General features: G+C 59.0%; 18 protein-coding genes. 15 read left to right on the top strand and 3 right to left on the bottom strand.

Annotation, left to right across the window (positions count from 1 at the left end):
* The 8 genes from VGP75_RS14695 to VGP75_RS14660 form a co-directional block, all read left to right on the top strand.
* A partial coding sequence (locus VGP75_RS14695) for a biotin/lipoyl-containing protein (RefSeq protein ID WP_327544379.1) occupies nt 1-1063 on the top strand: 1063 nt, incomplete at its 5' end.
* 17 nt (nt 1064-1080) lie between these two features.
* Nucleotides 1081-2511 (top strand): NAD-dependent succinate-semialdehyde dehydrogenase, encoded by a 1431-nt coding sequence (locus VGP75_RS14690; RefSeq protein WP_327544378.1) that lies wholly within the window; start codon nt 1081-1083, stop codon nt 2509-2511.
* Nucleotides 2512-2516: 5 nt separating this feature from the next.
* Nucleotides 2517-3398 carry a 2-oxo acid dehydrogenase subunit E2 gene (locus VGP75_RS14685; RefSeq protein ID WP_327544377.1) on the top strand — a complete coding sequence of 294 codons (882 nt, stop codon included), beginning with the start codon at nt 2517-2519 and terminating at the stop codon, nt 3396-3398.
* Nucleotides 3399-3786: 388 nt separating this feature from the next.
* A complete protein-coding gene (gene acsA, locus VGP75_RS14680) occupies nt 3787-5523 on the top strand; it encodes an acetate--CoA ligase (protein WP_327544376.1) in 1737 nt (578 codons plus the stop codon).
* The gene (pdhA, locus tag VGP75_RS14675; RefSeq protein WP_327544375.1) at nt 5520-7523 is read left to right on the top strand and encodes a pyruvate dehydrogenase (acetyl-transferring) E1 component subunit alpha; all 2004 of its coding nucleotides are present in this window, start codon (nt 5520-5522) and stop codon (nt 7521-7523) included. The genes acsA and pdhA overlap by 4 nt, the downstream gene beginning before the upstream one ends.
* On the top strand, nt 7520-8719 hold the full coding sequence (locus tag VGP75_RS14670; RefSeq protein ID WP_327544374.1) for a dihydrolipoamide acetyltransferase family protein: 1200 nt from the start codon (nt 7520-7522) through the stop codon (nt 8717-8719). Before pdhA ends, VGP75_RS14670 begins: the two co-directional genes overlap by 4 nt.
* Entirely contained in the window at nt 8716-8964 is a 249-nt protein-coding gene (locus VGP75_RS14665) for an acyl carrier protein (RefSeq protein ID WP_327544373.1), read from the top strand. Before VGP75_RS14670 ends, VGP75_RS14665 begins: the two co-directional genes overlap by 4 nt.
* A 26-nt stretch (nt 8965-8990) precedes the next feature.
* The gene (locus VGP75_RS14660; protein ID WP_327544372.1) at nt 8991-10007 is read left to right on the top strand and encodes an ABC transporter ATP-binding protein; all 1017 of its coding nucleotides are present in this window, start codon (nt 8991-8993) and stop codon (nt 10005-10007) included.
* Here VGP75_RS14660 and VGP75_RS14655 read toward each other — a convergent pair.
* The 3 genes from VGP75_RS14655 to VGP75_RS14645 all read right to left on the bottom strand — a co-directional run bounded on the left by VGP75_RS14655 (nt 10004) and on the right by VGP75_RS14645 (nt 13923).
* The gene (locus VGP75_RS14655; RefSeq protein WP_327544371.1) at nt 10004-11218 is read right to left on the bottom strand and encodes an MFS transporter; all 1215 of its coding nucleotides are present in this window, start codon (nt 11216-11218) and stop codon (nt 10004-10006) included. The two genes, VGP75_RS14660 and VGP75_RS14655, sit on opposite strands and share 4 nt — an antisense overlap.
* A 78-nt stretch (nt 11219-11296) precedes the next feature.
* A complete protein-coding gene (locus VGP75_RS14650) occupies nt 11297-12013 on the bottom strand; it encodes a response regulator transcription factor (protein ID WP_327544370.1) in 717 nt (238 codons plus the stop codon).
* Entirely contained in the window at nt 12010-13923 is a 1914-nt protein-coding gene (locus tag VGP75_RS14645; RefSeq protein ID WP_327544369.1) for a PAS-domain containing protein, read from the bottom strand. Before VGP75_RS14645 ends, VGP75_RS14650 begins: the two co-directional genes overlap by 4 nt.
* Nucleotides 13924-14055: 132 nt before the next feature.
* Between VGP75_RS14645 and VGP75_RS14640 the strand changes: the two genes are divergently transcribed.
* From VGP75_RS14640 to VGP75_RS14610, 7 genes are all read left to right on the top strand, one after another.
* The gene (locus VGP75_RS14640; RefSeq protein ID WP_327544368.1) at nt 14056-16005 is read left to right on the top strand and encodes an AMP-binding protein; all 1950 of its coding nucleotides are present in this window, start codon (nt 14056-14058) and stop codon (nt 16003-16005) included.
* A complete protein-coding gene (locus tag VGP75_RS14635; RefSeq protein ID WP_327544367.1) occupies nt 16002-16820 on the top strand; it encodes an ABC transporter ATP-binding protein in 819 nt (272 codons plus the stop codon). Before VGP75_RS14640 ends, VGP75_RS14635 begins: the two co-directional genes overlap by 4 nt.
* A 14-nt stretch (nt 16821-16834) precedes the next feature.
* Complete coding sequence (locus tag VGP75_RS14630) at nt 16835-17830, top strand: branched-chain amino acid ABC transporter permease (protein ID WP_327544366.1); 996 nt, start codon at nt 16835-16837, stop codon at nt 17828-17830.
* A 47-nt stretch (nt 17831-17877) separates the two neighbouring features.
* Entirely contained in the window at nt 17878-18954 is a 1077-nt protein-coding gene (locus tag VGP75_RS14625) for a branched-chain amino acid ABC transporter permease (protein ID WP_110281034.1), read from the top strand.
* Nucleotides 18955-19037: 83 nt separating this feature from the next.
* Nucleotides 19038-20324 (top strand): ABC transporter substrate-binding protein, encoded by a 1287-nt coding sequence (locus VGP75_RS14620; RefSeq protein WP_327544365.1) that lies wholly within the window; start codon nt 19038-19040, stop codon nt 20322-20324.
* A 68-nt stretch (nt 20325-20392) separates the two neighbouring features.
* Complete coding sequence (locus tag VGP75_RS14615) at nt 20393-21214, top strand: ABC transporter ATP-binding protein (protein ID WP_327544364.1); 822 nt, start codon at nt 20393-20395, stop codon at nt 21212-21214.
* A partial coding sequence (locus VGP75_RS14610; RefSeq protein WP_414727809.1) for a phenylacetate--CoA ligase family protein occupies nt 21211-21680 on the top strand: 470 nt, incomplete at its 3' end. The genes VGP75_RS14615 and VGP75_RS14610, both read left to right, overlap by 4 nt.

Here is a 21680-nt window from a genome sequence, read left to right as displayed (position 1 = left end):
TGGCAATGTTATTGCCAAAATTTCGGACAGTGCCGAAAGCACAGCCCCTGCACCTGCCCAAGACGCGGCCCCTGCCCCATCCGACAACCTGCCCGAAGGCAAAGAAGTCATCATGCCCACGCTGGGCATGGCGCAGGATTCAGGCCTGCTTGTGGCGTGGCACAAAAGCCCCGGTGATGCGGTCAGCGCTGATGACGTGCTTTTTGAAGTTGAAACCGACAAGAGCGTCAATGAAGTCAACGCAGGCTTTGACGGCTACCTTGGTGCCACGCTCGCCGAAGCGGGCGAAGACGTGCCCACCGGCCAGACCATCGCAATCATTACTGCTGAAAAGCCCGCCAACCCTGTCGCACGCAAAAGTGCTGCGGCCCCTGCACCGCAAGCCGCCGTCGCAGAGGAAAAACCCGCACCCGTCGCCAAAGCGCAACCGGCGAAAGTGACCCCTGCCCCCGCAACGCACGGGCGCATCCTTGCGTCCCCCAAACTACGGCGTTTGGCGCTTGAACAAGGGCTGGATTTGCAGCGGCTGGTCGACGCGGGGCATCCACAGCCCTTTCATGTCAAAGACATCGACGCGCTACGCGCATTGCCGCAAACCTCTGGCGCAACGGGAACGACCGCAGCGCAGATATCCGGCCGTTTGACGGCAGAGATCGCAAGCGAAGGTTTCACGGATTTCGCCGACTGGGCCGCAAAATCTGCGCAACTGACCGATACCTCTGCCTTGCTCGCAGGTCTTTGCGCCGCGAGCCATGGCAGCGATACGACAGTGGCGGTCGAGAGCTTTGGCATGACCAGGATCTACGCGGCCTCGGCCCAGCTTAGCGCCACAGAGCCGTGTGAGGACGCCGCCCGACTGCGGGTCCGCGATTTGCGCTTCAGCGCGATCACAAGCGTAGCCATGGGGGCCGAAGACGTGCCAACACTGACGCTCACGCGCAACGGCGCTGGCCTCACGATCACGCTTGAATTTGCGCCTGCGCAACTGGCGCCAAGCGACGCGATCACCCTTCTTTCCAACTTCGCAGGCCGGATGGAGCAACCGCTCCGCCACCTGCTCTGACCACATCGGAGACCAAAATGGACTTTACCGATCTTTATATCGACGGCGCATGGCACAAAGGCGCATCAGGCGAACGCTTTGATGTGATCAACCCCGCCACAGAAGAGGTGATCGCCTCGGTCGCCTCTGCCGAAATCGCAGATGCCGACGCTGCATTGGATGCCGCTGAAACTGCGATGAAAAAATGGGCCGCCCAAACGCCGCGCCACCGCTCTGAGGTGTTGCGCAAAGCGTGGGAGCTGATGACAGCGCGGCTCGAAGATTTTGCCCATCTGATCACGCTGGAAAACGGCAAGGCCCGCACCGATGCGATGGGCGAGGCGACCTATGCCGCCGAATTCTTCCGCTGGTTTGCCGAAGAAGCCGTGCGCGCCGACGGGATGCTGACCCATGCCCCCGCATCCGGCGCGCGGATCATGGTGCAGCATAAACCGGCTGGGCTTGCCGTGCTGGTGACCCCGTGGAATTACCCCGCCGCGATGGGGACGCGCAAAATTGCACCGGCACTGGCTGCTGGCTGTGCGGTGATCATCAAACCCGCCTCAGAGACACCGCTGACGATGCTTGCGCTTATGCCGCTTCTGGAAGAGGCTGGCGTGCCCAAGGGCCTCGTCAACGTGTTGCCGTCCAAGCGTACCGGTGCCTTGGTCGACCATATGTTGCATGATCCGCGCGTGCGCGTTGTGTCCTTCACAGGTTCGACCGGGGTGGGCCGCAAACTTTTGCACTCTGCGGCGGATCAGGTTCTGAAACCTGCGATGGAACTGGGTGGCAACGCACCTCTGATCGTGTTTGAAGACGCCGATATCGACGTTGCCGTCGAAGGCGCGATGCTGGCAAAGATGCGCAATCTGGGCGAGGCCTGTACCGCCGCCAACCGCATCTATGTGCACGCGGATGTGGCTGAAGCCTTCACGGCCAAATTCACCGCCGCAATGGCCGCCTTGAAGGTCGGCGACGGTACCGACCCATCTGTTGACGTGGGCCCTTTGGTGAATGCAGACACCCGCGACAAAGTTGCTGCTTTCGTGGCGGATGCCGTCGCCAAGGGTGCCAAAATCGAATGTGGCGGCACCACCCCCAACGGCAAGGGCTTTTTCTACCCGCCAACCGTCATGTCCAACGTCTCGCAGGACGCGGACTGCGTGCATGACGAAATCTTCGGCCCTGTCGCCGCGATCCAGACATTCACCGATCAGGAAGACGTGATCCGCCGCGCCAATGACACCGAATACGGGCTGGTCGCTTACGTCTTTTCCGAAGACATGAAGCGCGCCTTGCAGGTCTGCGAGCGGCTGGAATACGGCATGGTTGGTCTGAACCGCGGCTTGGTCTCCGATCCTGCCGCACCATTTGGCGGCGTGAAACAGTCAGGCCTCGGGCGTGAAGGCGGGCACGAGGGCATGCTCGAATTCATGGAAACGCAATACATCTCGGCCAGCTGGTGAATGTGATGACAGATGTAATCGCCTCTCCTTCCGTCCGCACTCTTGCAGGTCAAAAAGGCATTGATCTGGAAAAACTGGCCCGCGATCTGGGCCGGACCACAATCGCCCGCGAGGATCTGGCGGGCGATGCCAAACCTGCGTCACCCCAAAGCGATCACGCGAAATACTGGGATGTAGATCACAGCCAGTTCGGCCCTGTGACCGAAGAACCGCTGAGCCGGTTTGCCCAGGTCGCGGCCGGAAACCTCGGTGCTGCAAACACCATGATCCCGCAGGTCACCCACCACGACCGCGCCGATGTCTCGGCGATCGAGGCGCTGCGCAAAGAGTTGAAACCGGAGGCGCAAGCGCGCGGCGTTAAGCTCACCGCACTTGCGTTTCAGGTCAAGGCATTGGCACGGGCGCTGCGCGAGTTCCCGCGCTTCAATGCGTCGCTGACACCGGATGGCAAGACACTGATCCTCAAGGACTATGCCCATATCGGGATCGCCGTTGATACAGCCCACGGCCTAATGGTGCCTGTGATCCGTGATGCGGACCGCAAGGGTCTTTGGCAGATCGCAAGCGAGATCACCGATCTGGCGACGCGCGCACAAGCCCGCAAGGTGGGCCCCGATGAAATGGGCGGCGCGTCCATGTCGATCAGTAATCTGGGCGGCATTGGCGGCACAGCTTTCACCCCCATCGTGAACCCGCCCGAGGTGGCAATCCTTGGCCTGACGCGCACCGAAATCACCCCCGTCTGGGATGGCGCAGACTTTCAGCCCAAACCGATGTTGCCACTTGATCTGAGCTATGATCACCGCGTGATCAATGGGGCCGAGGCCGCACGCTTTGTCACCTATCTAACCGGCCTGCTGGGTGATCCCCGCAGGATGATGATATAGAAGAAAGTGACGACGGATCAGTGACATTGCACTGACGCTGCCGGACCCGAAAACCAAAGCGCCGATTTTGATCAAAGCCAGAGAGGGTGCTGCGCGGCATCGTTCGCGATGGCCTTTTCCGCGGGCGTTTGCACGACCACTGGTTGCGTCCGGCGCAGGCTTTCGGCGGAGCGCGGATTGTCCATCGCGACAAGGCGGCATTGCACGCAAGCTATCACTGTGAATGGGCCGGTCCGGTTGCGGGGTTGTCCCTCGCTCGGACATACTGGCATGCTTCACGCGGTTTGGCTGAGGCCCCAAAACCGGATTGATATCCGTCAATCCGTTCTGATGGTATCATGCCAAAATCCTTTGGCCGCTGCATTCCGTGGCAAAAAGGAGCATGATCATGAGCGTCCAACGCATCCGCAAAGTCATGACCCGCGCGAACATGTCTGACTATGATGCAATGCGCGACAGTTTCGATTGGTCAGACGCGCAAGCGTTGCTGGATGGTCTGCCTGACGGGCACCTCAACATCGCGCATGAAGCACTCGACCGGCATGTGGCGGCTGGTCACGGTGAGCAGGCGGCACTACGCTGGATCGACAAGTCAGGCAATCGCACCGACTACACATATGCTGACCTCGCGCAGCAAGCGAACCGCTTTGCCAATGTGTTGCACGCGCGTGGGCTGCAAAAGGGTGACACGGTTTATGGCCTGCTGGGGCGGGTGCCCGAGCTTTACATCGCGGCACTTGGTACGCTGAAAGCCGGCTGCGTTTTCTGCCCCTTGTTTTCGGCCTTTGGACCTGAGCCCATTCAGGCCCGCATGCAGATTGGCGAAGCGCGTGCGCTGATCACCACAACCCGGCTTTATAAACGCAAGGTAGCCAGTATCCGTGATACGGTGGAAACCCTCAAGGATGTGTTCACCATAGACGGTGCGGCAGAGGGCACGACCGATCTTGCGCCACTGATGGCTGCGGCCTCCGACAGCTTCACAACCGCACAGACCCTGCCCGAAGACCCTGCCCTGCTGCATTTCACCTCAGGGACAACCGGCAAACCCAAAGGCGTGGTGCATGTGCACCAAGCCGTTGTGGCCCACGACACGACCGGCAGGATCGCCCTCGATCTGCGCGCCGGTGATATCTATTGGTGCACGGCTGATCCGGGCTGGGTGACGGGCACATCCTACGGGATCATCGCGCCACTGACGAACCGCGCCACAATGATCGTGGATGAAGCAGAATTTGATGTGACCCGCTGGTACGACATCCTCAGCACCGAGGGCGTGAACGTCTGGTATACCGCCCCCACAGCCATCCGTATGTTGATGAAGGCCGGAGCCGATGCCATTGGCGTGCGCAGCTTTCCGGACCTGCGGTTCATGGCCAGCGTGGGCGAGCCATTGAACCCCGAGGCTGTCATCTGGAGCAATGACACCTTCGGGATGCCATTCCACGACAATTGGTGGCAGACCGAGACCGGTGGCATCATGATTGCCAACTATGCCGCGATGGATGTCAAACCGGGCTCGATGGGTAAACCACTGCCCGGCATTACCGCCGGAATTGTCGAGGTTTCGGGCAATACGGTGACCGAATTGACTGCCCCGATGGCCATGGGTGAACTGGCGCTGCGCCCCGGCTGGCCGTCGATGATGCGGGCCTATCTTCACGAAGAGGCACGCTATCTGAAGTGCTTTAAGGATGGCTGGTATCTTAGCGGCGATCTCGCGATGCGCGATGCCGACGGATACTACTGGTTTGTCGGGCGCGCCGATGATCTGATCAAGAGCGCAGGTCACTTGATCGGTCCCTTCGAGGTGGAAAGTGCCTTGATGGAACATGAAGCTGTCGCCGAAGTCGGGGTGATCGGGTTGCCGGATGAAACCGCCGGGCAAATCGTCAAGGCCTATGTTGCGCTCAAACCGGGCTATGCGCCAACCGATGACCTGCGTCTTGATCTGATCGGACATGCCCGCAAGCGGCTTGGACCGGCGGTTGCCCCCAAAGAGATCGCCTTTCGCCAAAACCTGCCAAAAACACGCAGTGGCAAGATCATGCGACGCCTGTTGAAGGCCCGCGAAATGGGGCTGCCTGAAGGCGATATTTCAACACTGGAGAGTGACGAGACATGACCGTGACCCGCACAAAGCCCCGCCTTGATACCGCCCATGTGCGCGAACTGCTGCACAGCATGCTGCGTATCCGGATGTTCGAGGAAAAATGTGCCGAAGCCTATACGCAGGAAAAAATCCGCGGGTTTCTACACCTGTATGATGGTGAAGAGGCGATCGCCGCGGGAATCATTCCTTTGTTGGAAGATTCCGACAGACTGGTTGCGACCTACCGCGAACATGGCCACGCGCTGGCACGCGGTGTGCCTATGGGGGCTGTACTGGCCGAGATGTACGGCAAATCCAATGGCTGCGCGGGCGGGCGCGGCGGGTCGATGCATCTGTTCGATGCGGACCGCAACTTCTATGGCGGAAATGCGATTGTGGGGGGCGGTTTGCCGCTTGCGGTCGGGCTTGCGCTGGCCGATCGCATGCAGGGCAATCAAGCGACAACCGCCTGTTTTTTTGGTGAAGGTGCGGTCGCCGAAGGGGAATTCCACGAAAGCCTCAACCTCGCCAAACTGTGGGGACTTCCGGTTCTGTTTATATGCGAAAACAACGGCTATGCGATGGGCACACGGTTGGACCTGACCGAGGCCGAAGTCGACATCGCAGCCAAAGCGCGAAGCTATGCAATCACATCCGAGGTTGTGGATGGCATGGACGTCGTAGCAGTTGAGGCCGCAGCCCGCCGCGCCCTGCAAACCATCGCCGAGACCGGCAACCCCTACTTTCTGGAATGCCGCACATACCGGTTCCGCGCCCATTCGATGTTTGATGCCCAGCTTTATCGCCCCAAGGAAGAAGTGGCCGCATGGCGCAAGAAAGGCCCGATTGTGCGATTTCAGAAATGGGCCATGCAAAGCGGGCTTTTGCACGCGCATGACATTGATGAAATCAAGGCCGAGATCGCGTCTGAAATCAGTGAAGCCGTGGCATTTGCCGAGGCTGGCACGGATGAACCGCTGGATCATCTGACCCATTTCGTCTTGGCCCCTGACCGCCCCGCCTCGCCCGAGGTCGCAGCACCGGCAAAGATGGTCGAGACCACCTACCGCGAGGCTGTCAAGGCGGCGATCACGGATGCGATGACCCGCGACGACCGTGTGTTTTTGATGGGTGAGGACGTGGGCCACTATGGTGGGTGCTACGCCGTCAGCAAGGGCTTGCTTGACCGGTTCGGTCCGGACCGTATCCGCGATACGCCTTTGTCGGAATCCGGATTTACCGGTGCGGGTATCGGGGCGGCCATCGCGGGGATGCGCCCGATTGTCGAGGTGATGACCGTGAACTTTTCCTTGCTCGCGCTGGATCAGATCATGAACACAGCCGCCACCCTGCGGCATATGTCCAACAACCAGTTCGGCGTGCCCGTGGTGATCCGCATGGCAACAGGTGCCGGCAAACAGCTCGCCGCGCAGCACTCGCATTCGCTGGAAGGCTGGTATGCCCACATTCCCGGTCTGCGTGTTCTGACACCTGCCACCATGGAAGATGCGCGCGGCATGCTTTGGACAGCGCTGCAAGACCCCGATCCGGTGCTGATCTTTGAAAATATCATGCTGTATAATCGCACGGGTGAACTGGCCGAGAACGCAGGCCCCGTTGATATTGACCGCGCCGTGGTGCGGCGCGCGGGGCGCGATATCACGCTGATCACATATGGCGGATCACTGTTCAAAACGCTTGAAGCCGCCGAAGCGCTGGCGCGTGACGGCATAGATGCTGAGGTGATTGATCTGCGCAGCCTGCGACCGCTGGATATGGAGACGATCCGCGCCTCGGTTGCCCGCACCCACAGGGCGTTGATGGTCGATGAAGGCTGGCGCACAGGGAGCCTTGCAGCCGAAATCGGGATGCAATTGGCCGAGGATGCGTTCTACGACCTTGATGCGCCGCTCGCGCGGGTCTGTAGCACCGAGGTGCCGATCCCCTATGCGGCCCACCTCGAACAGGCTGCCATCCCGCAAGTGGATAGCATCATTACCGCAGCAAAACAGGTCATGGAGAATAAGCTGTGAGTACATTCCTCATGCCCTCACTTGGCGCAGACATGGAGGACGGAACCTTGGTTGAACAACTCGTAAATCCCGGCGACGCGGTCACGCGTGGCGATATCATCGCAGCGGTTGAGACCCAGAAAGGGGTTATTGAAATCGAAGTCTTCGAAGACGGATTTCTGGATAAATGGCTGGTGCCGCTTGGCACAAAAGTACCTGTCGGAATGCCTCTTGCGATGATCCGCGCCAGTCAAGAGCCTGACGAACCCGCGTTCCCGCAACCCGCCGATCCAGACCCAGTACCGCCACCGTCTGAGGCCCCGCAGCCCGAAGATCCTGTCGCGCCGCCCGCCGTGCCGGAAGAGCCGCCCTCCGCCCCGGAACAACCTGCCGAACCGCCGCAGGAGCTGTCACAACCGGTCCGGCAGCGTGTCAGTCCCGCAGCCCGCAGGCGGGCCGCACAAACAGGGTTTGATCTGGCAAGCCTCGGGACAGGCAGGATTATCTCACTTGCCGATCTTCCAGACGCGAGGGACAAGCCCGACACGGACCCCCTCTCTGCAATGCGGCAGGCGATTTCGGCGGCAATGACGCGCGCGAAACGCGAGATCCCGCATTATTACCTGTCCGATACGATTGACCTGACGTTGGCAGAGACGTTCATCAGTACCTACAATGCCGATAAACCGCCCGATGCCCGTCTCGCGCTCAGTGTCCTCTATATCCGTGCGGTTGCAATGGCCGCCCGAAAGTACCCCGACTTCAACGGCCATTTCGAAAATGACCAGTTCAGCCCTGCCGGAGCCGTGCATCTGGGCATGGCGATCAACCTGCGCGGCGGCGGGCTTGTCGCCCCTGCCCTGCATGATGCCGACAAAGACGACCTCGAAACACTCATGGCGCGGCTCAAAGACCTTGTGACGCGCGTGCGCCAAGGGCGGTTTCGGGCGCGTGAATTATCAGACCCAACAATCACCCTGACCAGTCTGGGCGACCGTGGTGTGGCCGGCATCACCGGCGTAATTTTTCCGCCGCAGGTGGCCATTGTCGGGATTGGCACACCCGGCCTCCAGCCAGCGGTTGTCGACGGTACGGTTCAGTCGCGCCGCCTTGCACAGATTACCCTTGCCGCTGATCACCGCGTCAGTGACGGACACCAGGGTGCAAATTTCCTCCGCACGATCATCAAACACATGCAAAATCCGGAGCAGCTATGACTGACGATCCACTACGCGATTTGCTGATCAAGCATTTGGGCCGTATCGCCCCCGACATTTCCTTTGATGACGTCGATACCGGCGCCGACCTGCGCGAAGAATACGACATCGATTCAATGGATTTTATGACGTTGATCACCGCTTTGGGCAAAGACCTGTCCTTGCCGATGCCAGAGACGGATTACGACCAGATGGGCAGCTTTGACGATCTGCTTGCCTATTTGCACAGCCAAAGCACGACATAGGCCAAGCCGGCACAGAAAGGCCCCAAATGATCGCTTTACGCCTCACTGACATCCAGAAATCCTATGGCGATAACCATGTCCTCTGCGACGTGAACCTGACCATTGAAGACGGAGAGTTCATCGTCATCGTCGGCCCCTCAGGATGTGGCAAGACAACCCTGCTGCGCGTGATTGCAGGGTTGGAAAGACCCGATGCAGGCGAGATCATGCTTTTTGACACGGTCGTGAACGAAATGTCGCCCGCCCAGCGCGAGGTTGCGATGGTGTTCCAGTCCTACGCGCTCTACCCGCATTTGACGGTCTACAAGAACTTTGAATTTGCCCTGAAACTGGCAGGCATGACGTCGGAGCAGATACAGCAGCGCATTGATGAGGTGGCGCAAACCCTTTCGCTCTCGGACTATCTTGATCGCAAACCGTCCGAGCTCTCGGGCGGGCAGCGTCAGCGTGTGGCCTTGGGCCGTGCGCTTGTGCGTAAGCCGCGCATGTTCTTGTTTGACGAACCCTTGTCCAATCTAGATGCCGCTTTGCGCATGAATACCCGCATCGAGATTGCCGATCTGCACCGGACCCTCAAAACACCCATTCTCTATGTCACCCACGACCAGACAGAAGCGATGACGCTGGCTGACCGGATTGTGGTCATGCGCGCGGGCCGGATTGAACAAATCGGCGCGCCGCTTGAGCTTTATAATACGCCCAATAACCGTTTCGTGGCCGGATTCATCGGATCACCTGCGATGAATTTCATCGCACCTGATATTCTGCCGGGCTTGGAGGCCGCATGCATTGGCGTGCGCCCCGAACATTTGTTTATTGCCGAAGATGGCCGCTTGTCTGGCAAAGTCCTGCTGCATGAACGTCTTGGCACCGACACCCATGTCATTGCCGATGTCGGAGCAGGGCAAAAGCTGACCGCGCGTTTACCAGGGCAATGGGAATTCGCGCGCGGTGCCCCCATTGCACTCGATTTCGCTGACGCCGATGCAGTGCTTTTTGATGCGCAGGGCGACCGCATCGTCGCGGATCGCGGTAACTTTTAACGTTTGTGGGCCTGCCGCTTCGGATCAAGCCGGAAAATCAGCGGAACGATGGCGATGACGCAAACAGCCGCCACCAGGAAGGGCGCACCTGGCAGATAAATCCCCTCATCATTGACCGATCGTTCAAAGACACCTGTCAGAAACAGCGGTGCCGTGACGGCCGCGACAGACGACAAGGAAGCGATCACGCCTTGCACAAGCCCTTGCTGGTCTTCCTCTACCCGATTGGCGGCGAAGGCAGTGATCAAAGGGGGGGCCATATCCGACAGCGCGGCGATGGGCAAAAACAGAAACACCGCCCAGACCGCCGTGGTTGCGCCGAACCCGACAAGTCCGATGATAGCGGCCACCGTTGCGATCAGCAGTGTCTGGTAGTCACCAAAACGCCCCGTCAGACGCGGCAGAATACCTGCCTGCACCAATGCGATTAGAATACCATAGCCCGAGAGCGTCAGCCCGATGGTGAAGCCGTCCCAGCTAAACACCTCGCGGCCCCAGAAAGCCCAGAGTGTCGGGTAGACCATATTGGCAAATTCAAAAACAAAGATGCAAACCAGCGGTACGGCGAGCCCCGGAATAAGAAAGGCGCGCAGGATGGTGCCGAAGGGGTTCAGATCACGCCGCCCGAAGGGACGCCTGTTTTCGGGTTTGAGCGATTCAGGCAGCATGAAAAACCCGAACGCCACATTGAGCGCCGACAAAACCGCCGCAATCCAGAACGGTGCCGTGATATGCCACCCCGAGGCCAAACCGCCCAGCGCGGGGCCCATCACGAAGCCCACACCGAAAGCGGCGCCGATCATTCCAAAAGCGGCCCCGCGCTCCTCGGGTTTGGCGATATCCGCGATATAGGCTGTGGCGGTAATATAGGTCGCACCCGCCATCCCTGCGAGAATACGGCCAACCAGCAAGACCCAATAGGTCTCGGCCAGCGCCATGATGACGTAGTCGATGGTCAGCGTCACCAAGGCGAAAATCAGGACGGGCCTGCGGCCGTAGGCATCTGACAAGCTTCCGATAATGGGGCCGAAAAGGAACATGGCGGCCGCATAGGACGACATCATGATGCCGCCTAGCAACGCGCCCTCAGCGGTGCTGGTGGCACCCACGCGGTCCATCAAATCGGGCATGATCGGAAAGACGATACCCACCCCAATGGCATCAATCACAAGCGTCATCAGAATGAAAAGAAAGGGGCCGTTCAACTTCATGCCACACCGGACACGCTAAACGCGAGTGAGACAACCCTTAAAAACATAAATATGCAAAAAAATACACGGATTGCCGTGTCATGTCGTGACCGGAGACACATCCGAAATCAGGATATACCCTGCGCCATAGATTGTTTTGATGATTTTGGGGTCCTTGGTGCTGTCCTTGAGCTTGGCGCGCAGGCGCGACAGGCGCACATCAATCGCGCGATCAAAGGATTCCGCGTCGCTTTTTTCGTTCAACTCATCGCGCAGCTGATCCCGTGTGATCAGCCTGTTTGGACGGGTCAGGAAAATACGCAAAAGCATCGCCTCGCTGGCCGAAACCCGCGTGCTGTTGCCTTCTGCGTCGATCAGGATGAATTGCGCAAAATCAATCGTCCAACCCGAAAATGTCAGCTTCTCGGCCTCTTGCTTGGCAGTCGTCGGGGCCTTGCGCCGCAAAAGCGCACGCACCCTTGCGATGACTTCGCGGATCTCGAAAGGTTTGGCCAGATAATCATCCGCCCCCAATTCAAGGCCAACAATCTTGTCTTGCAGGGTCGAACGGCCCGAAATCACCAAGGTGGCCGTGGCGCTATTGGCCAAAGCCGCAACAATGCTGAGGCCGTCCTTGTCCGGCAGGCCCAGATCGACCACACAGACCTCGGGCCGTTTCGTAGCCAGCGAACGTTCAAAATCCGCAGCACGGGCAAAGCTTTGCGTGGTGAAACCCGCATCGGTCAACGCCGCCGACAACATATGCCGGATATCGGGGTTGTCGTCGATGATGGCGACATAGCCTTGCGTGCTCATGTACTGGCCCTCAGGAAAGCGGCCTCGAAAGTGGCGAAATCGAACGGTTTCGGCAGCACCGGATGCGCGGCACTGGCCTTCTGGTGCAAAGCGTCTGAAGGCGGCAAGCCGGTCACGATCAAGACAGGAATGCCCGGCGGCACTTTCGCCGCGACATCAAGGCCCGAGCCCTCACCGATTGCAAGATCTGTGACAACATGTGTCAGCCCCTCGAGCGCGATCAGCTTTTGCGCCTCTTCAACCGAGGCCGCCTCGACCACGGCATGCCCTGCGCGGCGCAGGAAACTGCGCATGGTCTGGCGCACATCAAGCGTGTCATCCACCAAGAGCACCAGCCCCGCCTCAACGGTGCGTGCGGGTATGTAGGGGATGCGCAAGGTCACGACGGCCCCGCCCGAGGCATGATTGCGCAGGCGGACGGTGCCACCACTTGATTTGGCAAAATCGAATGCGGTTGTCAGCCCCAAACCGCGCCCGATCTTGCCGCTTTTGGTGGAATAGAACGGGGCCAACGCATTGGCGAGCGCGTCTTCGGAAAATCCGGGGCCATTATCTGCAACGGTGATTTCCAGCATCCCGTCCGCGGCCCGATGCATGCGCGTGGTGATCATCGCGGGCCCATCCTGGGCCTCGGCGGCATTGAGAACAAGGTTCAGAATGGCATCCTGGGCAAAGCCCGGATCAAAGGTAAGCCGCGCATCGGGAATATCGTAGGTGATCTTCAGCACCGCATCATCCGGCACGGCTGCGCGTGCCAACTGAAGCACGTCAGCGACGAAATCGGCAACCTTTACAGAAACCGGATTCAGACTGCGATGTGCTTCGATCCTTGAGAGGTTTTCAATCAACTCGCCACCGCGTTTCGCCGCAGAGTTGATCGTCGCCGATACCTCGGCCAAGGCCGGATGCAGTGACGCCAACTCATCCAGCTTGGCTTGCTGGCCCAGAATGATCGTCAGAAGATTGGCGAAATCATGGGCCATACCGCTGGTCAGTTGGGTGGCCAGTTCCTTGCGCCGCGCGTGCGCAAGGGCCGCACGTGCCGAGACTTCTTCGGTCACATCGACCGTCAGGATATAGGCCCCCTGCACTCTGCCATCCTTTGCCATGTCCGGTGTCATCGCAAGACGCATGAAACGTCCCGAGGCCTCATCGCGGATTTCCGATGTGGTCGGGTTGCCTTGCAAAACCCGTGCAAATTGCGGGGCGACCTGCGCCCAGACAAACGGACCCAGCACATTTTCAAACGACTGCCCGACGATCTTGCGCTCGCCCACAGGCAGGATCATGGGCAGGTTGCCATTCGAGTGCGTATAGACCCCTGCCGCATTCACATGCGCAATATGGCCCGGCGTCATTGTGTTCATCAGTGCCAGATGTTCGCGGCTGTCCGTCACCTCTTGTTTTGCCAGCTCAAGCGCATTCACCGTGGCCGACAAGGCCCTATTCGCGCGTGCAAGGTCTTCGGAACGCTGCAACAGTTTTTCAGATAGGGTTTCGGTGTGAGAGCGAAAGAAATCCTCTTGCCGCTTGGTTTCGGTGATGTCGGTATAGACCGAAATCCAGCCGCCCTGTTGAAACGGGCTGCCCTCGACCGAGATTGCCGTGCCGTTCGAACGGGTGCGTTCAAAATAATGCGGCTCGAACGTAAAGGCGAGGCGGACCTTTTCATCCACAAAGCCCGCGATATCATCAACCTGTCCGTATTCGCCCTGTTCGGTCAGATACATCACAATCTCACGAAACTCGGCCCCCCGAGCGACAAGGTGGTCGGGCAAAGAGAACATCTGCTGGAACCGGCGGTTGGCCGCGACAAGGCGCAATTCCTCGTCATGCAAGGAAATCGCCTGTTTGATCAGGTTCAGCCCCGACATGATCATGTCGTGGCGCGATATGTCGGTCACTCCCATGAGCTAATTTCTAGCAAGAAAGACGACCAAAGGGACAGCGGAAAGCGCGCTGTAAGAATTCGTTAGGATTGAGAAGAAAACTAGCAAGGATCACAGACTACCCCTAGTCTTGTTAGAAGGGGGGGGAGTTTCATGACAACAGACGTGTCGCGTGATGCACCACAGTCCGTGCCGGCCTTGCTGGCCCGTAACGTTGCACGGTTTCCCGACAAACCCGCCTTTCGTGAAAAGGAATTCGGCATCTGGCAAAGCTGGACATGGGCCGAAACAGCCAAAGAAATTGATGCCTTCGCCCTTGGCCTGCTGACCCTTGGCGCTAGCGAGGGCGACCATATCGCCATTATCGGGCGCAACCGCCCTGCCCTTTACTGGGCGATGGTCGCGGCGCAAAAGGTGGGCTGCATCCCTGTCCCGCTCTATCAGGACGCCGCCGCGGAAGAGATTGCCTATGCGCTGAACCACTGCGGCGCGCGCTATGCGGTGGTGAGCGATCAGGAACAGGTGGACAAGATCGCCGATGTCCGCGCCGATGTGACCGCACTCGAGCATGTCATCTACCTCGATGGGCGCGGCCTGCGCAAATATGACCACAGCCATATGACATCCTACTACGAAATTGCCGCCAAGGGCGGTGACCGCGCCGAGATGGAGCGCCGCACAAATGCGCTGACCTACGATCATACCAGCGTGATGCTTTACACATCGGGCACCACGGGGCGTCCGAAGGGTGTGGTGCTATCGAACCGTAATGTGATCGAGACCGCCAAGAATTCCTCCGAGTTTGATCACCTCCTGCCGACAGATGAAGTTCTTGCCTATTTGCCAATGGCTTGGGTCGGGGACTTTATCTTCTCGGTCGGGCAAGCGATGTGGACCGGTTTCTGTGTGAACTGCCCCGAGTCTGAGCACACCATGCTGACCGATCTGCGCGAAATCGGGCCCACGTATTTCTTTGCACCGCCCCGCGTATTCGAAAACCAGCTGACCTCGGTCATGATCCGGATGGAGGACGCGGGCCGGTTCAAGAAGTGGCTGTTTGACCATTACATGCGCGTTGCGCGGCGGGTTGGCCCCGCCTTGCTGGATGGCAAGCCTGTCAGCTTTGGCGACAAGGTCTCATATGCGCTTGGCAACATTCTGGTTTACGGCCCGCTGAAAAACACACTGGGCCTCAGCCGTATTCGCATCGGATATACCGCCGGCGAGGCGATCGGCCCCGAGATTTTCGATTTCTACCGCGCGCTGGGGATCAACCTCAAACAGCTTTACGGCCAGACCGAAGCGACCGTCTATATCACCCAGCAACCCGATGGCGAGGTGCGCTCGGATACGGTTGGCGTGCCCTCACCCGGTGTCGAGTTGAAGATCGCGGACAATGGCGAGGTATTTTATCGCTCACCCGGTGTGTTCGTGGAATACTACAAGAACGCAGAAAGCACCGCATCGACCAAAGATGCCGAAGGCTGGGTCGCCACGGGCGATGCGGGCTTTATCGAGGAAGGCACAGGACATCTGCGCATCATCGACCGCGCCAAGGATGTGGGCAAAATGGCGGATGGATCGCTGTTCGCGCCCAAGTATGTTGAAAATAAACTGAAATTCTATCCCAACATCCTTGAGGCCGTGGTCTTTGGCGCAGGCCGCGACCGGTGCTGCGCCTTTATCAATATTGACCTGACGGCGGTCGGCAACTGGGCCGAGCGGAACAATATCGCCTATTCCTCCTATCAGGAATTGTCCCAGCACCCGCGTGTGTTGGAGATGATCGACGGGCATGTGGCCGAGGTGAATGCCTCTGTGGCGCAGGATGAAATGCTGGCGGGCTGCCAGATCCACCGCTTCCTTGTATTGCACAAGGAACTGGACGCCGATGACGGCGAAATGACCCGCACCCGCAAGGTGCGCCGTGCCGTTGTCGGGCAGAAGTTCGATGATCTTGTGAACGCGCTCTATAGTGACGCGGCCGAGATCTACACAGAGACCGAAGTCACCTATGAGGACGGCCGCAAGGGCAAGATCAAAGCGACGCTGAACATCCGTAATGCGATCGTCGCACCGACAATGAAGGTGGCTGCGGAATGAAAGATATGCTGACACCCTATGTGACCGATGATGGCCGCCAGATTGGCGACATCCTGATGGATATGCGCAATATCACCCTGCGTTTTGGTGGCGTTGAGGCGATCAAGGATATCTCTTTCAATATCCAAGAGGGGGAGATCCGCGCGATTATCGGCCCGAACGGAGCGGGCAAATCATCCATGCTGAATGTGATCTCGGGCTTTTATAACCCGCAGGAAGGCGAGGTCTGGTTTCGCGGCAAGAAACGCCCGCCGATGAAGCCGTTTCAGGTCGCCCGTCTCGGGATCGCCCGCACCTTTCAGAATATCGCGCTGTTCGAGGGGATGTCCGTGCTGGATAACGTCATGACGGGCCGGTTGAACCACATGAACGCCGGCCTGTTTTCGCAAGCACTCTGGAAGGGCCGCGCGGAACGCGAAGAAACCGAGAACCGCGAAGCCGTTGAACGCGTCATTGATTTTCTGGAAATCCAGGCAATCCGCAAGACACCTGTCGGCCGCCTGCCTTACGGGCTGAAAAAACGGGTCGAACTGGCCCGCGCGCTCGCAGCGGAACCTAAACTGCTGCTTTTGGATGAGCCGATGGCTGGCATGAACGTTGAAGAAAAAGAGGACATGAGCCGCTTTATTCTCGACGTGAACGATGAGTTCGGCACCACGATTGCGCTGATCGAACATGACATGGGTGTCGTCATGGACCTGTCAGACCGCGTCATCGTGATGGATTACGGTCGCAAGATCGGCGACGGGACGCCTGAGGAGGTGCGCAACAATCAAGAGGTGATTGATGCCTATCTGGGGGTGGCACATGACTAAGGGGGGCGGTCGCGATGTCAGCTGATTTTCTTTACGGCATTGAAGTTATCATCAACGGGCTGATGGCCGGTGTGCTTTATGCGCTGGTGGCACTGGGGTTCGTTCTGATCTTCAAGGCATCCGGAATTTTCAATTATGCCCAAGGGGTTATGGCGCTTTTTGCAGCACTTACACTCGTTGGCATCATGGAAGGCGAAGTGCCGTTTTCCCATCTGATCAACGCCGTGTTCGGCACCAATATTCACCATTTCGGGTGGGAGGTCCCCGCCCTTTTGGCGATCTTGCTGACGCTGGTGGTGATGATCTTCTTTGCCTGGGCGGTGCAGCAATTCGTGTTCCGGCATCTGGTGGGACAGGAACCGATCATCCTGTTCATGGCAACCATCGGCTTGGCCTATTTCCTTGAAGGTGTTGGCGATCTGATGTGGGGGTCGGATATCAAGACACTGGCGCTTGGCCTGCCACAAGGCGGCTCGCTCTGGGTCGAGGACATGACCTCGGGCTTGGGCGGCGATGATTTCTACGGCTTCTTTATCGACAAGCTCGATATGGTAGCCACTGTCGTGGCGATTGTGCTGGTGACCGGGCTGATCCTCTTTGCGCAGTACACCAAACAGGGGCGCGCAATGCGTGCGGTGGCCGATGACCATCAGGCGGCGCTGTCTGTCGGGATCTCGCTGAACTTCATCTGGGTGCTGGTCTGGTCGCTCGCAGGGCTTGTGGCACTGGTGGCTGGCATCATGTGGGGTGCGAAATCAGGTGTGCAGTTTTCGCTTTCGCTGATCGCGCTCAAGGCGCTGCCAGTGCTGATGCTGGGTGGTTTCACCTCGATCCCCGGCGCGATTGTCGGCGGCCTGATTATCGGGGTCGGCGAGAAGCTTTTCGAATACATCATCGGCCCGATGGTGGGTGGCGCGACCGAAAACTGGTTCGCCTATGTGCTTGCGCTGATCTTTCTGGTGTTCCGCCCGCAGGGCCTGTTCGGGGAGAAGATCATTGAGAGGGTTTGATCCACGCATGGCCCACACGCCGAATTTGACCAACGCGGAGGCCCAGCATGCTTTATCGTGAGGCCGGAGATTTCAAGACGTCCTATCAGGAGGACAGCCAGACCTTCCCGATTGCCTTTGACCGTTACCGGTATTGGGCGGTCCTGGCCTTTGCCTTTCTGGTCGTCCCCTTCGTGATCAACGACTATTGGGCCAACGCCATTCTGGTGCCCTTCCTGATCTATGCGATTGCCGCGATCGGGCTGAATATCCTGACGGGCTATTGCGGGCAGGTCAGCCTTGGTACGGGGGGTTTCATGGCGGTGGGGGCCTATGCCTGCTACAAACTCATGACCTCTTTTCCCGATGTCAGCATCGTCATTCACATCATTCTGTCAGGCGGGATCACCGCAGCGGTTGGTGCGGCCTTTGGCCTGCCCTCTTTGCGGATCAAGGGGTTCTATCTGGCTGTAGCCACGCTGGCGGCACAGTTCTTTCTTGTCTGGCTCTTCAACAAGGTGAGCTGGTTCTACAACTATTCCGCCTCGGGCCAGATCAACGCGCCGGAACGCACCGTCTTTGGTGTGCCGGTCACAGGCCCCAATACAGAAGCCTGGGCGCAATACCTGATCTGTCTGGTTTTCGTGACAGTCTGCGCCATCATCGCGCGCAATCTGACACGCGGATCACTGGGGCGCACATGGATGTCGATCCGCGATATGGATATCGCCGCCGAAATCATCGGGGTGAACCCGCTTAAGGCCAAACTGACGGCCTTTGCTGTGTCTTCCTTCTTTATCGGGATCGCCGGTGCGCTCTTCTTTGCCGTTTACCTTGGCGCAGTGGAAGTGGGCGAAGCCTTCGGCATCCAGAAATCATTCCTTGTGCTCTTCATGATCATTATCGGCGGTCTTGGCTCGATCTTCGGCAGCTTTGCAGGGGCCGCGTTTCTGGTGGTTCTGCCTGTTGTGCTGAAACTGATCGGCGTCGATCTGTTGGGCTGGCCCACCGATCTGGTCGCGCATTTCCAACTGGTGATCGTGGGTGCGCTGATCATGTTTTTCTTGATCAAGGAACCGCACGGTCTGGCCCAGCTATGGCGGCTGGCCAAAGAGAAACTGCGGCTTTGGCCGTTCCCTTATTAAATGCGGTGCGCGCCCTGCGCGCGCCTAAAGATCGGGGCAAACCCCGGCGTGACAATCGGACCAACCATGGGAGGAGAAACCCGATGAAACTGAAGCAACTGGCCGCAATGGCCGTGACCGCAACACTGGCCGCAGGCGTGGCAAGCGCGGAACTGGTGATCCCTGATCTGAGCTACCGCACCGGCCCTTATGCGGCAGGTGGCACGCCCTTCTCGGATGGCTATCAGGATTATTTCAACATGCTGAACGCCCGTGACGGCGGGATCGGCGGCGAACCGATCCGTATTCTGGAATGCGAAACCGGCTATAACACCGAAAAAGGTGTGGAATGCTATGAAGCCACCAAGGGCGAAGGCGCGTTGATCTATCAACCGCTGTCCACCGGCATCACCTATCAGCTGATCCCCAAGGCCACCGCGGACGGCATCCCGCTTCACACGATGGGCTATGGCCGCACCTCTGCTGCGAATGGCGAGGTGTTCAACTGGGTGTTCAACTACCCTGCGAACTATTGGGATGCCGCATCGGTGATGGTGAACTACCTTCTGGAGGAGAATGGTGGCGATCTGTCGGACAAAAAGATCGCACTGATCTACCACAACTCTGCCTATGGCAAGGAACCGATCCGCACGCTGGAAGAGCTTTCGGCGATGCATGGTTTTGAGCTGACCCAACTGGCCGTTGACCACCCCGGACAAGAGCAGAAATCACAGTGGCTCCAAATCCGCCGCGAACGCCCTGACTATGTCCTGATGTGGGGCTGGGGTGTGATGAACCAGGTGGCCGTACAGGAAGCCGCCAACATCGGTTTCCCGATGGAAAACTTCATCGGTAACTGGTGGGCCGGCGCCGAACATGACGTGACCCCAGCGGGGGCTGCGGCAAACGGCTATAAGTCGCTGAACATGAACCGGATCGACGCCAACCTGCCTGTCTTTGATGAGATCCGCACGCTGGTCCACGAAGCGGGCAATGCGGCCGGTGACGGCTCGAACATGGGATCGGTGCTTTATACGCGGGGCATGTACGCCGCGATGCTGGCTGCCGAAGCCATCGCCAAAGCGCAGGAAATCCACGGCGTGTCCGATGTGACAGCGGCGATGGTGCGTGACGGGATGGAAGCGCTGGAAATCACCGATGCGCGCATGGAAGAACTGGGCATGGCCCGTGTCGGTCCTGCGTTCAGTGTGAACTGCCAGAACCATGGCGGGTCCGGCTTGGGGATCGTGCAGCAGTGGGATGCATCTGCTGGGAATTGGGTTGCCCTGACCGACTATATCGCGCCCGATATGAGCGTGATCCAGCCCTTGGTTGCAGAAGATTCAGCTGCATTCGCAGCCGAGGCCGGGATCGAGCCGGGCTGCCTCTGACAGAAAGAACATCGGGCGGCCCGCAGATGGGCCGCCCGCCACGATGAACACAAATGGAGCCGCGCCCCATGTTGGATGACGAAAAGGTTGAGACCCTGCTTGAGGTCAACAACATCGAGGTGATCTACAATCACGTGATCCTCGTGCTGAAAGGCGTGTCCCTGACCGTGCCCAAAGGCGGCATTACGGCCCTTCTGGGTGGCAATGGCGCGGGCAAGACGACAACGCTCAAGGCGATCTCCAACCTGCTGCATTCCGAACGCGGCGAAGTGACCAAGGGCGCAATCACCTATCGCGGTGAACCCGTCCAGGACCTGTCACCCGAGGCGCTGGTCAAGCGCGGCGTTGTGCAAGTCATGGAAGGCCGCCATTGCTTTGAGCACCTGACCATTGAGGAAAACCTGTTGACCGGCGCCTATACGCGCAGCGATGGCAGTGCGGCCGTGCAGGCCGATCTTGAGATGGTCTACAACTATTTCCCCCGCCTGCGCGAACGGCGCAAATCGCAGGCGGGCTATACCTCGGGCGGGGAACAGCAGATGTGCGCGATTGGCCGCGCCCTGATGTCCCGCCCCGAAACCATTCTGCTGGACGAACCCTCCATGGGTCTGGCCCCGCAACTGGTAGAAGAGATTTTCGGGATCGTGAAATCACTGAACGAAAACGAGGGCGTGTCCTTTCTGCTGGCCGAGCAGAACACCAACGTCGCCCTGCGGTTCGCCCATCGCGGCTATATTCTGGAATCGGGGCGTGTCGTGATGGAAGGCCCCGCAGCTGAACTGCGCGAAAACCCCGACGTGAAAGAGTTTTACCTGGGCCTCTCTGACGAGGGGCGTAAATCATTCCGTGATGTGCGCAGTTACCGGCGGCGCAAAAGGTGGTTGGCATGAGCATGAACACACTTGAAACCCGTTCTCAGGACGAAAGAGCAGCCGCGCAACTCCAAGCGGCACAAGAGATTTTTCCCGATGCGGGCCTGACATCCCTGGCGGATCTGGCAGGTTTGCCTGTGATGCGGAAAGATGCGCTCTGCCGCGGGCAAGCCGCGCATCCGCCTTTCGGCGCGGTCCCTGCGCGCAACGTCAGCCATATCTTTCAATCGCCCGGCCCGATCTATGAACCGGGCAGCACACGGCCGGATTTCTGGCGTATGGGGCGGTTTCTGGCCGCGATGGGCTTTGATGCATCGGACGTGGCCCAGAACACATTTGCCTATCATTTCACCCCTGCGGGCATGATGTTTGAAAGCGCCGCACGCGCGATCGGGATGGTGGTCTTCCCCGCAGGCCCCGGCCAGACCCTGCAACAGGCCGAAGTCGCCGCCGCGATTGGCACGACTGCCTATATCGGAACACC

The organism is Yoonia sp. (assembly GCF_036007805.1).
GTDB lineage: Bacteria > Pseudomonadota > Alphaproteobacteria > Rhodobacterales > Rhodobacteraceae > Yoonia.
The sequence above is the reverse complement of the archived record's forward strand: the minus strand, read 5'-3'. Positions and strand labels throughout refer to the sequence as shown.

What these genes read in the sequence shown, in the direction of transcription:
- VGP75_RS14690 (WP_327544378.1), top strand. Translation starts at nt 1,081, where the DNA reads ATGGACTTTACCGATCTTTATATCGACGGCGCATGGCACAAAGGCGCA.
- VGP75_RS14685 (WP_327544377.1), top strand. Translation starts at nt 2,517, where the DNA reads ATGACAGATGTAATCGCCTCTCCTTCCGTCCGCACTCTTGCAGGTCAA.
- acsA (WP_327544376.1), top strand. Translation starts at nt 3,787, where the DNA reads ATGAGCGTCCAACGCATCCGCAAAGTCATGACCCGCGCGAACATGTCT.
- pdhA (WP_327544375.1), top strand. Translation starts at nt 5,520, where the DNA reads ATGACCGTGACCCGCACAAAGCCCCGCCTTGATACCGCCCATGTGCGC.
- VGP75_RS14665 (WP_327544373.1), top strand. Translation starts at nt 8,716, where the DNA reads ATGACTGACGATCCACTACGCGATTTGCTGATCAAGCATTTGGGCCGT.
- VGP75_RS14660 (WP_327544372.1), top strand. Translation starts at nt 8,991, where the DNA reads ATGATCGCTTTACGCCTCACTGACATCCAGAAATCCTATGGCGATAAC.
- VGP75_RS14655 (WP_327544371.1), bottom strand. Translation starts at nt 11,218, where the DNA reads ATGAAGTTGAACGGCCCCTTTCTTTTCATTCTGATGACGCTTGTGATT.
- VGP75_RS14650 (WP_327544370.1), bottom strand. Translation starts at nt 12,013, where the DNA reads ATGAGCACGCAAGGCTATGTCGCCATCATCGACGACAACCCCGATATC.
- VGP75_RS14645 (WP_327544369.1), bottom strand. Translation starts at nt 13,923, where the DNA reads ATGGGAGTGACCGACATATCGCGCCACGACATGATCATGTCGGGGCTG.
- VGP75_RS14640 (WP_327544368.1), top strand. Translation starts at nt 14,056, where the DNA reads ATGACAACAGACGTGTCGCGTGATGCACCACAGTCCGTGCCGGCCTTG.
- VGP75_RS14635 (WP_327544367.1), top strand. Translation starts at nt 16,002, where the DNA reads ATGAAAGATATGCTGACACCCTATGTGACCGATGATGGCCGCCAGATT.
- VGP75_RS14630 (WP_327544366.1), top strand. Translation starts at nt 16,835, where the DNA reads ATGTCAGCTGATTTTCTTTACGGCATTGAAGTTATCATCAACGGGCTG.
- VGP75_RS14625 (WP_110281034.1), top strand. Translation starts at nt 17,878, where the DNA reads ATGCTTTATCGTGAGGCCGGAGATTTCAAGACGTCCTATCAGGAGGAC.
- VGP75_RS14620 (WP_327544365.1), top strand. Translation starts at nt 19,038, where the DNA reads ATGAAACTGAAGCAACTGGCCGCAATGGCCGTGACCGCAACACTGGCC.
- VGP75_RS14615 (WP_327544364.1), top strand. Translation starts at nt 20,393, where the DNA reads ATGTTGGATGACGAAAAGGTTGAGACCCTGCTTGAGGTCAACAACATC.